This is a genomic window from Pseudomonas sp. GW823-FHT06B06 (genome assembly GCF_058795195.1).
This window is the reverse complement of the sequence record NZ_JBXAHO010000007.1, coordinates 141,536-154,173: the sequence shown is the minus strand read 5'-3', so window position 1 is coordinate 154,173 and position 12,638 is coordinate 141,536. Positions and strand designations below refer to the sequence as shown.

Genomic DNA, 12,638 nt, shown 5'->3' with positions numbered 1-12,638 from the left:
CAAGACGTCTATCGGTTTGAGGGCCAGTCTATTTTGTTTTGATTGAACGTTCAATCAACAAAGAATAAGATCTGCGACAAATCGTCGCTGCCTACAGATTTTTCCGACGCGTAGCGGCGAAAAAAAACGACTTCCGCAATTGCTCGAAACCCACGCGCCACGGCGTTAAAGGGGGTTCGAGCTTTATCGGGTTGTCTTTATATCACCCGCTGGTCGGCTGCCCACTAAGCGATTGGTCGGGTACCTCGTTTGTCTTGCGTTCTTCTCTCGCACTGCCCGGAGCATCTGTGCCATGAGTTCTGCCTCGCTAATAAAGACCCCACCCGAGAAGGTGACGGTCAACGGTTGGGTGTTCTACACCTCTACCGCGTTGATTCTGTTGTTGACCGCCATTCTGATAATTGCCCCGCAAGAGGCCGGCAGACTGCTCGGTACGGCGCAAGCCTGGTTGTCCCGCAGCTTCGGCTGGTACTACATGGTGGTGATTGCCGCCTACCTGATTTTCGTGGTCGGCCTGGCGTTCTCCTCCTACGGCAAGCTCAAGCTGGGCAGCAAGGACGACACCCCGGACTTCAGTTACGGCGCCTGGGCGGGGATGCTGTTCTCCTCGGGTATCGGCATCTCGCTGCTGTACTTCGGTGCGTCCGAGCCGCTGGACCATTATTTCAACCCGCCGGAAGGCGTGGCCGGCAGCAACCTGGCGGCACGTCAGGCCGTGCAGCTGACGTTCCTGCACTGGGGCCTGCATGGCTGGGCGATCTACGCCTTGGTCGGCCTGGCGGTGGCGTACTTTGCCTACCGGCATAACCAGCCGCTGGCGCTGCGTTCGGCGCTGTACCCGCTGGTGGGTGAGCGTTGGGTCAAAGGCGCGGCCGGTCATGCGGTGGACGGCTTTGGCATGTTCGTGACCCTGCTGGGCCTGGTGACCAACCTGGGGATTGGTTCGCTGCAAGTGTCGTCGGGCCTGGAAAACCTGTTCGGCATGGAGCACAGCAACACCAACCTGCTGATCGTGATCATCGTGATGAGCACCGTGGCGACCATCGCTGCCGTGTCGGGTGTGGAAAACGGCATCCGCCGCCTGTCCAACCTCAACATCGTGCTGTTCAGCGGTCTGCTGATTTTCGTGCTGCTGTTCGGCCCGACCCTGCACCTGCTCAACGGCTTCGTGCAGAACGTTGGTGATTACCTGAACGGTGTGGTGCTGAAGACTTTCGATCTTTATGTGTACGAAGGCGACAGTGAGAAGTCTGACCGCTGGCTGGGCCTGTGGACCCTGTTCTACTGGGCCTGGTGGATTTCCTGGGCCCCATTCGTAGGCATGTTCATCGCACGTATTTCCCGTGGTCGCACGGTGCGTGAAATGGTTGCTGGCGTGCTCCTGATTCCGCTGGGTTTCACCCTGGCGTGGCTGTCGATTTTCGGTAACTCGGCGCTGGACCTGGTGATGAATCACGGCGCGGTGGAGCTCGGCAAGACTGCGCTGGAACAGCCGTCCATGGCGATCTACCAGTTGCTGGAGCATTACCCGGCATCGAAGGTGGTGATCGGTGTATCGATTTTCGTGGGCTTCGTGTTGTTCCTGACGCCGGCGGATTCGGGTGCGGTGATGATGGCCAACCTGTCGTGCAAGGGCGGTAACGTCGACGAAGATGCGCCGCACTGGCTGCGGATCTTCTGGTCGGTGGTGATCACCCTGGTGACCATCGGCCTGCTGTTCGCCGGTAACTTCGAAGCCATGCAAACCATGGTGGTTCTGGCCGGCTTGCCGTTCTCGGTGGTGTTGGTGTTCTTCATGTTCGGCTTGCACAAGGCCATGCGCCAGGACGTGCAGATTGAACAGGAGCAGGCGGAGTTGGCAGCGCGCGGTCGTCGTGGCTTCAGCGAGCGTTTGACGCAGCTGGACCTGCAGCCGAGCCAGTCGGTGGTACAACGCTTCATGGATAAGCATGTGAGCCCGGCATTGCAGGATGCGACGACGCAAATGCGTGCCCAAGGCCTCGAAGTGCAGACGCTGCTGGGCAAGTCCAAGCGCTGCATGGGAGTGCGGGTCGAGATGGAAGAGGGCAACCCTTTTGTCTACGAAGTCAGCCTGGACGGGTATCTGGCCACTCCAACCGAGTCAGCCCAGTCCGATGAGGCGCGTCAGCGTTACTACCGCGCCGAGGTGTACTTGCACAACGGTAGCCAGGACTACGACCTGATGGGTTTCACCCAGGATCAGATCACCCGTGACGTGCTCGATCAGTTTGAAAGCCATCGCCAGCTTCTTGGCCGGGTGTATAGCTAAGTTCTGAACTGATGCGGTGTTTCAGTGACACCGCGTCGCCTTCTTTGCGAGCAAGCCCGCTCCCACATTTGGAATGCATTCCCCTGTGGGAGCGGGCTTGCTCGCGAAGGGGTCATCAGCCGCAATGCTGCATTACCCGATTTCACACAAATAAAAACGCCGCGATCTCTCGCGGCGTTTTTGTGTCTGTGGCCTTAGCCCAGGTTCTTGCCGAGCAGCGCGTGGTACAGCTCGCTGTCGCCGAGAATCCCGACCACTTTGTTGTTGTCGTGCAACACCAGTTTGTTGCCGGTCTGATAACGAATCTGCAATGCGTCGCGCATGCCGATGTTGGAATCCACCAGCGTCGGCCGACGGCCCAGGCCTTCGACCGCCTGACCTGGAATCCAGTTCTGCAGGTCCAGGCTCGCACCGTTCTGGCGTGCGCCCTTGATGGTGTTGCCTTCGGCGAGGTCAAGCCACGAATCGCCGCCCGGATCGAGGCACACCGAGCCGTTGATGCGCTTGCAGTTGTCCAGGGTGCGCATCAGGCTGCGCCCGCACAGTACGTTCAGCGGGTTGGTGTGGGCGACGAAGGTCCGCACGTAGTCGTCCGCAGGGTTGAGGACGATTTCTTCAGGCTTGCTGTACTGGATGATCCGGCCGTCTTTCATGATCGCGATACGGCTGCCGAGCTTCAGGGCTTCATCGAGGTCGTGGCTCACGAACACGATGGTCTTGCTCAGCTTGCGTTGCAGCTCCAGCAGTTCGTCCTGCAGGCCCTGGCGGATCAGCGGGTCGAGTGCCGAGAACGGTTCGTCCATCAGCAGGATGTCGGCGTCCATCGCCAGCGCACGGGCCAGGCCCACACGTTGCTGCATGCCACCGGACAGCTCATCGGGTTTCTTGTTGCGCCATTGGGTCAGGCCCACCAGCTCAAGTTTTTCATCGACCAGTTTCCGGCGTTCCTTCTCCGGACGGCCCTGCATTTCCAGGCCGAAGCTGATGTTCTCGCGCACCGTCAGCCAAGGCATCAGGGCGAACTTCTGGAACACCATCGCAATGCGCTTGGTGCGCATCATTTTCAGCTCGGCCGCGGAACAGGACGCGATGTTGATCTGCTTGCCTTCGTGTTCGACGAACAGCTTGCCACGGCTGACGGTGTTGAGACCGTTGATGCAACGCAGCAGGCTGGACTTGCCGGAGCCGGACAGGCCCATCAGCACGCAGATTTCACCTTTTTCGATATCCAGGCTGGCCTTTTCGACGCCAACGATTTGCCCGGTCTTTTTCAGGATCTCGCTGCGGGTCAAGCCTTGATCGAGAAGTTTCAGTGCTTCGCGTGGATCCTTGGTGAAGATCACGTCGACGTCTTCGAAGCGAATTATGCTCATGCGTCACCCCCTACTTTCGCGTCGGGTTGTTTGCAGATACGGTCGAGCATGATCGCCAGCAGTACGATCGCCAGGCCCGCTTCGAAGCCCAGGGCGATATCAGCAGTGTTCAGTGCGTTGACCACCGGTTTACCCAGTCCGTCGGCGCCCACCAGTGCCGCAATCACCACCATCGACAGCGACAGCATGATGCACTGGGTGATGCCGGCCGCGATGCTCGGCATGGCGTGGGGCAGTTCGATCCGTGTTAGTAGCTGGCGACGCGAGCAGCCAAAGGCCTTGCCGGCGTCCATCAGTTCTTGCGGGACATCGCGGATGCCCAGGTAGGTCAGGCGGATCGGCGCGGCGATGGCGAATACCACCGTGGAGATCAGGCCTGGCACCACACCCAGCCCGAAGAGGGTCAGGGTAGGAATGAGGTAAACGAAGGTCGGTACGGTCTGCATCAGATCGAGTACCGGACGCATAAAAGTGTAGAACATTGGCTTGTGCGCCGCGACGATGCCCAGTGGCACGCCGATGACCACGCAGACCAGGGTGGCAAACAGCACCTGGGCCAGGGTCTCCATGGTTTCCTGCCAGTACCCTAGGTTGAGGATCAGCAGAAAGGAGGCGATGACGAAAGCGGTCAGCCCCCATTTGCGCTGGATGAAGTGGGCCAGGAGGGCGATGAGGCCGATCAGTGCCAGCGGGTTGAACCAGGTCAGCGCGAAAGTCACGCCGTGGATCATCGTTTCCAGCGTCACGGCAATGGCGTCGAAGGTGTTGGCGCCGTGTTGCGTCAACCATTCGACAAAGCTCGCGATGTGCTGGCCTAAAGGGATTTTCTGATCAATCAGCATGGTAGTGAACGTCCGCATGCAAGGAAATTAACAGCCCGGACGGCGTGAGCCGCCCGGCATAAGCGATGCTCCCCGATTCAAGGCGCGAGTTTGGCTTTCACGGCCTCCAGGCCTGGTTTACCGTCAATGGTGGTCACGCCAGCGAGCCAGGTATCGAGCACCTGTGGATTCTTTTTCAGCCAGGCCTTGGCGGCCGCGTCAGGCTTCATCTTGTCGTCCAGGATGTTGCCCATCAGTTCGCTCTCCATGTCGACAGTGAACTCCAGGTTTTTCAGCAGTTGGCCCACGTTGCTGCACTCCTCGGCGTAACCCTTGCGGGTGTTGGTCGCCACGGTGGCAGCACCGAAATCCGGGCCAAAGAAATCGTCGCCGCCGGTCAGGTATTGAATCTTGAAGCGCTTGTTCATCGGGTGCGGCGCCCAGCCGAGGAAGACCACGGCGGTGTCGCGTTTCTGTGCGCGGTCGACCTGGGAGAGCATCCCCGCTTCGCTGGATTCGACGACCTTGAAGCCTGCGTCCTTGAGGCCGAAGGCGTTCTTGTCGATCATGCTCTGGATCAGGCGGTTGCCGTCGTTGCCGGGCTCGATGCCGTAGATCTTGCCGTCCAGTTCCTTCTTGAACTTGGCGATGTCGGCAAAATCATGCAGCCCTTTGTCGTACAGGGCTTGTGGCACGGCGAGGGTGTATTTGGCGCCCTTGAGGTTGGTGCGCACGGTTTCCACGGTGCCGGCGTCGCGGTAGGCCTTGATGTCGTTTTCCATGGTCGGCATCCAGTTACCGAGGAACACGTCCATGTTCTTCCCGTCGGCCAGGGACTTGTAGGTCACGGGCACGGAAATCATGGTGGTCTTGGTCTTGTAGCCGAGGGCGTTGAGCACGACGCTGGTGGTGGCGGTCGTTGCGGTGATGTCGGTCCAGCCGACATCGGAGAAGTTTACGGTGCTGCATTGAGCCGGTTCGGCGGCTTGCGCCATAACCGGCAGACTAAGCAGGGCGGCCAACAACAACGACGGGGAACCTTTCATGGATGGACTCCTTGGTGTTTTTTTTGGCAGTAGTTTCCGACTGGAACCACCGCACTTATAGGTTGCGGTTGGATGGCGTTCTGGAGACATCTCTACCACGGCGCCTTGCAATCGAGTCGTTACGATCATGTACCAGTGAAAATCTGACGCCTACAGGGTGCGTCGTAACCAGTACAGGGATGGTCGCATCCAGTGTCGGTGACGTCGTTTACAGATTTTTTCAGCCTCTTTTGTCCGTCTGAGCCGCAAAAAAACGGCGAAAACACGACGTGAAAGACACGCGGCGTTCGTGGACATGAGTGCGTCGGTGTGAGACGTCGAACGACAGGATAAAAGCCTGATGATGCGGCCATCACGACGGATTGCAGCTTGAGCGTAGCAGCTCCGTCACCGGGCGCTTCTGCGCCTGGAGTTGGCACATCCAGGAGTCCGGCAGTAATGGCTATCAGTGTTTTCGACCTGTTCAAAATCGGCATTGGCCCTTCCAGTTCACACACCGTGGGGCCTATGCGGGCCGCGGCGCTGTTCGTGCAGGGCTTGCGCGAACGCGGGCAGCTTGAGCAGGTTCGGCGCGTCGAAGTGCAGCTTTTTGGTTCGCTGTCGGCTACCGGCATCGGCCACGGCAGCGACAACGCGGTGATCATGGGCTTGATGGGGGAGTGGCCGGACGCGATCGATCCGTCGCAAATCGGCATCCGCATCGCCACTCTGCGCGAAACCGACACATTGCTACTCGATGGCCGCCAGCCGGTGCCGTTCATCTGGGCTCGGGATATGCGCCTGATCGACGAAAACCTGCCATTCCATCCCAATGCCATGACCCTGATTGTCGAGGGCGATGACGGCGAGTTGCATCGCGACACCTACTATTCGGTGGGTGGCGGTTTTGTCGTCGATGAGGCACAAGCCAGCAGCGGGGTGGTCGACATGGATCACACCGAACTGCCGTACGATTTTTCCAGCGCTGCCGAGCTGCTGGAGTTGTGTAAAAAGCACAACCTGCGCGTGGCCGAATTGATGATGGCCAACGAGAAGGTGTGGCGCAGCGAAGAGGAAATCCGCAGTGGCCTGATGCACCTGTGGCGCGCCATGCAGGATTGCGTCGAACAAGGCCTCAAGCACGAGGGCATCCTGCCCGGCGGGCTGAACGTGCGCCGTCGCGCGGCGAAATTGCATCGCAGCTTGCAGGAGCTGAACAAGCCTAACGTGATCGGCTCGACACTGAGCGCCATGGAGTGGGTCAACCTGTTCGCCCTGGCGGTCAACGAAGAGAACGCCGCCGGCGGGCGCATGGTCACGGCACCAACCAATGGCGCGGCCGGGATCATCCCGGCGGTGCTGCACTACTTCATGAAGTTCAGCGAGGACGTGACCGACGCCAATGTCGTCGACTACATGCTCGGCGCGGCGTCGGTCGGGATCCTGTGCAAGAAGAACGCCTCGATCTCCGGTGCCGAAGTCGGTTGCCAGGGCGAAGTCGGCTCGGCCTGCGCCATGGCGGCCGCGGGCTTGGCAGAAATTTTGGGCGCCACACCGGAACAACTGTGCAACGCGGCGGAAATCGGCCTGGAGCACAACCTGGGGCTCACGTGTGACCCGGTGGGCGGCCTGGTGCAGGTGCCGTGCATCGAGCGCAACGCGATTGCCGCGGTGAAGGCGATCAATGCGGCGCAGATGGCATTGCGCGGCGATGGCCAGCACTTTATCTCCCTGGACCGGGTGATCCGCACGATGCGCGATACCGGGGCCGATATGCATGACAAGTATAAAGAGACGTCGCGGGGTGGGTTGGCGGTGAGTGCGGTGGAGTGTTGATGTAGCTTCAGGAATCACTTGGATACACGTGAAGAACCTTTTCAGCAGTAGCGTATTCTAGAATGCCGGGCTCAATATCCTGGCATCGAGGACTTATGCTGACGACAACGCTATCCGGTTCTGCTCCAAATCTCACTGTGGTGCCTCTGGATCCGGGATTTCGCGCAAAAACAACGCTGGTCCACAAACAATTGGTTTCGACAGCAAACAATCCGGGCTCCCTTCATCTTGCTAGCAGCAGCAAGTCGACATGGGTAAAGCACGATTGCTCTCCAGCGACGTTGTTGCATAGTGTCGAAGTTCATGCCAAACGTGGTCTGTTGAATTTAAATGCTTCGAAGGATTTTGCCACTGGGGCGCTCAGTCAAGAGTGCAAGCGTGAGGTTGAGCGCGCAGTGACCTCGACGGTAGCCGCGCTGAACCAAGTTTTGGCCAGGAGCGACGCCGGATCACCGTTGATTACGATTCACGAAAACCACTTGCTCGGTGATGGTTTGGTTTACGAGGACCGCAATATTCCCCGGCGGGGTAACCCCGACGATTATGATCGTTACCACACTCTTGGCGTTCCTTTTGCCGAAAATGGTCGCATGCAGGCCCATTATCATCTTGAGCTCAGGGGTGGGTTAACTGCCACAATCGTCGCTGATGTACTCAATAGCCTTAACGATATAGGGACGGTCATTGCAGGAAGGGAGATTATTTCAGCAGACGATATCGAGCTGATCCTTGGCAAGCTGCCGGATCGTGAAACAGCGAAGTCATCGTTGCGTATGGAAATCAAAGCTGTCCGACAGTTGATCCCCACTGAGCTTGACGCAAAGGCCTCAAAAACGCAGGTTCGCGATGAGCTATTTGGAGCATTCACTGCGTTGGGAAGCGCTAATGTCGAGATAAGTACAGGCCATGTGTTTCGGAACGCTCATATGAACGGGTTTCGCATCGCGGAGCCTGACTGTCTGGGTAATGGCAATACTCGTTTGAGCGATGATCTTGCATTGGTTGAGTCTTTTGCAGATGGTGCTTCGACTACGCCTTTGACTACCCTGCAATTCTTGGACATTCATCTTTCTTTTCGTAAAGCGATGGCTGATCTACCCGCTGCGGATGGGGATGGGATTGAGGTGAAGGAACTTCAGGCATTTAAAGAGCGGTTGGAGGCAGCCTCTGAGCAGGTAATAAGGATGTTGAGGCGTTCTTGATCGTCAAAATAATGCGCTGATGCGAAGTATAACGCTTGGCAGAGGGGGGCTTTGTGATTCGGACCAGTCAAAACTGCGCGTTAAGTGAACAGGTAATACCTGATGCGCCTCCTTTTGGCGCGTCGCTAACAGATAAGTACCTGACCTCAAGATCAGGTCCTCCCCATCCCGGACCACCCGTCACCCCGTGCCTGCGGTGACACTCTTACAGAGCTCCCTGTAGCCCTGTTCCCACAAGTGCTACCGTTTTGCTCAAACGCAACGGGGCAGAGCGCTTGCAGCCATTGATGGCACTTATAACCCTTACTCCCTGCGCGTCATATATAGACACATTCCGACGTCGTTTTTAGGAGTTATTGAACGCGTATTCAAATTTAGGCATGGCATTTGCTCTGTCATTACAAAGCCCGTCTCCCATGCGAGAACGATGGCAATAACAAGAGCCTCCGCCTGAGGCCATCACCCGCTTTGTGTGAGGAGATACTGCGATGACGACGTTCAACTCCGGGGCCCAACCCCAGAACCGTGCGCCACAATCCATCGGCTTTCTGTTGCTGGACAATTTCACGCTGATTTCCCTGGCATCCGCAGTCGAACCACTGCGTATGGCCAACCAGCTGTCCGGTCGCGAGCTGTATCGTTGGACCACTCTCACCGTCGATGGCGGGCAAGTCTGGGCCAGTGACGGTCTGCAAATCACCCCCGATGCCTCCATGCACAAAGCCCCGCCAATGGACACCGTGATTGTCTGCGGCGGTATCGGAATTCAACGCACGGTTACCCGCGAACACGTGTCTTGGCTGCAGAGCCAGGCGCGGCAGTCCCGTCGCCTGGGTGCGGTGTGCACCGGCAGCTGGGCCCTGGCGTGCGCCGGCCTGCTCGACGGTTTCGATTGCAGCGTGCACTGGGAATGCCTGGCGGCGATGCAGGAAGCGTTTCCGCGGGTGGCCATGAGTACTCGCCTGTTCACCCTCGACCGTAACCGTTTCACCAGCTCCGGCGGCACCGCGCCGCTGGACATGATGCTGCACCTGATCAGCCGCGATCACGGTCGTGAACTGTCGGCTGCGATCTCGGAGATGTTCGTCTACGAGCGCATCCGCAACGAACAGGATCACCAGCGCGTACCGCTCAAGCACATGCTCGGCACCAACCAGCCGAAACTGCAGGAAATCGTCGCGCTGATGGAAGCCAACCTCGAAGAGCCGATCGACCTCGACGAACTGGCGGTGTACGTCGCCGTGTCCCGTCGTCAGCTGGAGCGGCTGTTCCAGAAGTACCTGCATTGCTCGCCTTCGCGGTACTACCTGAAGCTGCGCTTGATCCGCGCTCGGCAACTGCTCAAGCAAACGCCAATGTCGATCATCGAAGTGGCATCGGTTTGTGGCTTCGTGTCCACGCCGCACTTCTCCAAGTGCTACCGCGAGTACTTCGGCATTCCGCCACGCGACGAGCGCGTAGGTTCCAACACCACGCAGCAAGTGGCGATGATGCCGCTGCCACAGGCATTGGTGCTTTCACCGTTGTCCGGGCCGTTGTCGGCGCTGAGTCAGGCGCGTAATGAGTCGACGTTCGCCAGCGTAAGGCTCTAATAGCGAGTCGCTTCATTCGCGAGCAGGCTCGCTCCCACATTGACCGAGTTCCAACATTGGGATGCGGTCGAATGTGGGAGCGAGCCTGCTCGCGAAGGCGTTTTAGCGGGTGGTGTGGCTCTGTTGGTATTGCGCCAACGCTGGCAGCAATTGCTTGTCGATGGCCTGGCGCACAGCCGGCAGGATCGTCGCGCTGCTGGTGTACATCTCCTTGACCATCTTGCGAAGTTCATAGGCCCGAGCATCGTCCAGGCCCCTTACCGCGCATTCGCAAGCCTGTTCGGCCGTCGCGCCGCTCGGCACTTGAAAACCCAATGACTTGAGCTGGCCCAACAGGTCTTCCTGGTCTATCAAATCGGCGTGCATCATGACGCAAATCCTTCTTCTGGGAATGATGTCGTGGGTCGATTCTGGTAGTGGCACGCAGTGGCGGCAAGGGCGATTTGTCGTTATGGCAGCATTGACTATGAACAGGTCGTTTTCGGGCTATTTACCTGCGCTGAGAGTCGGCACACTGGACCCAGCTTGCTTCACGAGGGTTTGGTCACCTTCCCGCGGCAGCTCCTCAACAGTACCCTCTGCCTCGATCCTGTCACGGCTTGATCGGGGCTTTTTTTTGCCTGTGGTTTCTGTGTGGTCTGTACAGTCGCCTTCGCGAGCAGGCTCGCTCCCACATTTGATCTGCGTCATGCGCAAATCCCTGTGGGAGCGGGCTTGCTCGCGAAGAACGATGACGCGGTTTAACGCTGTAGCACGAGGATGCGCGACAACAACTCATCCCGATCCACATAACACCCCTGGAAATGGCGGGCACCCGTGGCAGGGTCGAAGGCGTTGCGCGCGTGCAGGGTACGGCGATTGTCGAAGCACCAGAGTTCGCCGGGGTTGAGCCTTTGCATCAGCCTGAATCGAGGCTCGCGAGTCATCGCGATGAAACGGCGATAGGCGTGATAGAGCCTGGGCATCTGCTCCACCGATGCATCGAACGGCCCTCGCAGAAAGTTCGCCATGCGGATTTCCGAGACCCGCCCCAAGGTATCCAGCGCGATGATCGGCGCCAGGCAACGATAGTCACTGAGGCGGTCTTTATTGCGAAATTCCACGGGGATTTCGCACAGGCTTCGGAACGACTCGGGGTCCTCCTCGCGTAACGCCTCGGCGATGGCAAAACCGTCGACGAAAATACTCTCGCCACCCTCGGCATCGTTGACCAGGCAATGCAGGAACTGCAGCCCCGGTTGCAACTCGCGCGTCGGCAGGTCGCTGTGCAGCGGCAAGTTGAAAGCGGTGTAGGCGTTGCTGTCGGCGTCGGCCTTCGATTGCACATTGAACAGCACGCCGAAATTGCTCTCGCGGATGAAGGAAATGCGCTGGGCGACCAGCTTCAGCGAGCCAGGCTCGGTGGGTACGCCACGGACCTGGGTCAGGCCGGTGTCACGCACGGCCAGCAGCCATTGCAATAGCGCCTGGTTGTCGTTCATCAGTGCTTGATACTCGAACACCGGCAACTGCAAATCACTGTGCCAAAGCCTGGCCTTGGGCTTGCTTGCCAGGCGCTCGGCGCGGGACTCGTCGTCATAGGCGTGGGCCCGCAGCCAGCCAGGGTCGAAGCGGCTGAGGTGGCCATCCTGCCACTGCACGCTCAGGCAACCATCAGGGTCGACACTGGTTTGGACAGGCTTAAGGTTCTCCGGCACATCGACGATTTCCAGCACCTGTTCGCGCGTCACCGTGTAGACGCATTGCGGACACGGGCAATTGTCCCGCAGCCATGGGTGGTGGAAGGGACTGACGCGGTTGTCGGCCCACGTCACCAGGATACGATCGGCCATGGCCTGCACGCCTGTCAGCGCGCTGATCAGCGGATAAGTACGGAAGTCGGCAAAAGCGGCGGCAGTGTTCATGGGATCTCCTTGTTATTTTTTTGGCGGCAATGCGATCACTCGGCCGATGCAGGCGGGGGCGGGCAGGTCGCTCTGTTCGGCGACCATGGCTTGCAGCCGGCCCAGGGTCTGCTCGCTGAATGGCGTGGAGCGTGGTCCGGCGAGGTCGACGTGCAACAGCATTTGCTCGTTGCCCGCCAGCTCCTTGGCGTCGCCCACCAAGTGCAGGCTGTGGTAGAGGTGCAGGCGTTTATTGTCGTGGCCGATGATTTGTGTGTGCACCTCGACCTCGGCGTCGAGCTTCACTTCGTGCAGGTAGTTGAGGTGCAGTTCCAGGGTGAACAGCGAGTTGCCGCTGGCTTCGCGGTTGCTGCTGTCCATGCCGAGGCGGTCCATCAGGGCGTCTGTGGCGTAGCTGAAGATCAGTAGGTAGAACGCGTCGCGCAGGTGGCCGTTGTAGTCGACCCAATCGGGGATGATGCGGGTTTGATAGGTGGTTAGTGCGGGCATCTTGCTCTCCAGAGATGATCGTTCCCACGCTCTGCGTGGTAACGCCTCCTGTGACGCTCTGCGTCACGATCTTTTGGGACGCCGAGCGTCCCGGGCTGCATTCCCA

The 12,638-nt window shown here is 58.9% G+C and carries 10 protein-coding genes; 4 read left to right on the top strand and 6 right to left on the bottom strand.

Translation table 11 applies throughout. From position 1 onward, the window contains the following. Window positions 1-349 precede the first annotated feature (349 nt). Window positions 350-2,290 carry a BCCT family transporter gene (locus AC1Q8Q_RS08705; protein WP_225441959.1) on the top strand — a complete coding sequence of 647 codons (1,941 nt, stop codon included), beginning with the start codon at window positions 350-352 and terminating at the stop codon, window positions 2,288-2,290. Window positions 2,291-2,484: 194 nt separating this feature from the next. Here the strand turns inward: AC1Q8Q_RS08705 and choV are convergent, their stop codons facing one another. From choV to AC1Q8Q_RS08690, 3 genes are all read right to left on the bottom strand, one after another. After that, a complete protein-coding gene (choV, locus tag AC1Q8Q_RS08700; protein ID WP_020796090.1) occupies window positions 2,485-3,663 on the bottom strand; it encodes a choline ABC transporter ATP-binding protein in 1,179 nt (392 codons plus the stop codon). After that, entirely contained in the window at window positions 3,660-4,505 is an 846-nt protein-coding gene (gene choW, locus AC1Q8Q_RS08695) for a choline ABC transporter permease subunit (RefSeq protein WP_020796089.1), read from the bottom strand. Before choW ends, choV begins: the two co-directional genes overlap by 4 nt. Window positions 4,506-4,582: 77 nt before the next feature. After that, complete coding sequence (locus AC1Q8Q_RS08690; protein ID WP_020796088.1) at window positions 4,583-5,530, bottom strand: choline ABC transporter substrate-binding protein; 948 nt, start codon at window positions 5,528-5,530, stop codon at window positions 4,583-4,585. A gap of 438 nt (window positions 5,531-5,968) precedes the next feature. Between AC1Q8Q_RS08690 and AC1Q8Q_RS08685 the strand changes: the two genes are divergently transcribed. The 3 genes from AC1Q8Q_RS08685 to gbdR all read left to right on the top strand — a co-directional run bounded on the left by AC1Q8Q_RS08685 (window position 5,969) and on the right by gbdR (window position 10,139). Continuing rightward, window positions 5,969-7,345, top strand: a complete 1,377-nt coding sequence (locus AC1Q8Q_RS08685; protein WP_020796087.1) for an L-serine ammonia-lyase — start codon at window positions 5,969-5,971, stop codon at window positions 7,343-7,345. A 95-nt stretch (window positions 7,346-7,440) separates the two neighbouring features. Beyond that, window positions 7,441-8,547 (top strand): hypothetical protein, encoded by a 1,107-nt coding sequence (locus tag AC1Q8Q_RS08680; protein ID WP_168759061.1) that lies wholly within the window; start codon window positions 7,441-7,443, stop codon window positions 8,545-8,547. A gap of 488 nt (window positions 8,548-9,035) precedes the next feature. After that, entirely contained in the window at window positions 9,036-10,139 is a 1,104-nt protein-coding gene (gene gbdR / locus AC1Q8Q_RS08675) for a choline metabolism transcriptional regulator GbdR (protein ID WP_007975492.1), read from the top strand. A 102-nt stretch (window positions 10,140-10,241) separates the two neighbouring features. Here gbdR and AC1Q8Q_RS08670 read toward each other — a convergent pair whose 3' ends face one another. The 3 genes from AC1Q8Q_RS08670 to AC1Q8Q_RS08660 all read right to left on the bottom strand — a co-directional run bounded on the left by AC1Q8Q_RS08670 (window position 10,242) and on the right by AC1Q8Q_RS08660 (window position 12,532). Continuing rightward, window positions 10,242-10,508 carry a hypothetical protein gene (locus AC1Q8Q_RS08670; RefSeq protein ID WP_020796085.1) on the bottom strand — a complete coding sequence of 89 codons (267 nt, stop codon included), beginning with the start codon at window positions 10,506-10,508 and terminating at the stop codon, window positions 10,242-10,244. Window positions 10,509-10,879: 371 nt separating this feature from the next. After that, complete coding sequence (locus AC1Q8Q_RS08665) at window positions 10,880-12,043, bottom strand: gamma-butyrobetaine dioxygenase (RefSeq protein ID WP_492614976.1); 1,164 nt, start codon at window positions 12,041-12,043, stop codon at window positions 10,880-10,882. A 12-nt stretch (window positions 12,044-12,055) separates the two neighbouring features. Next, window positions 12,056-12,532: a thioesterase family protein gene (locus AC1Q8Q_RS08660; RefSeq protein ID WP_020796082.1), complete on the bottom strand. Its 477-nt coding sequence runs from the start codon at window positions 12,530-12,532 to the stop codon at window positions 12,056-12,058. Between the last annotated feature and the right edge of the window lie 106 nt (window positions 12,533-12,638).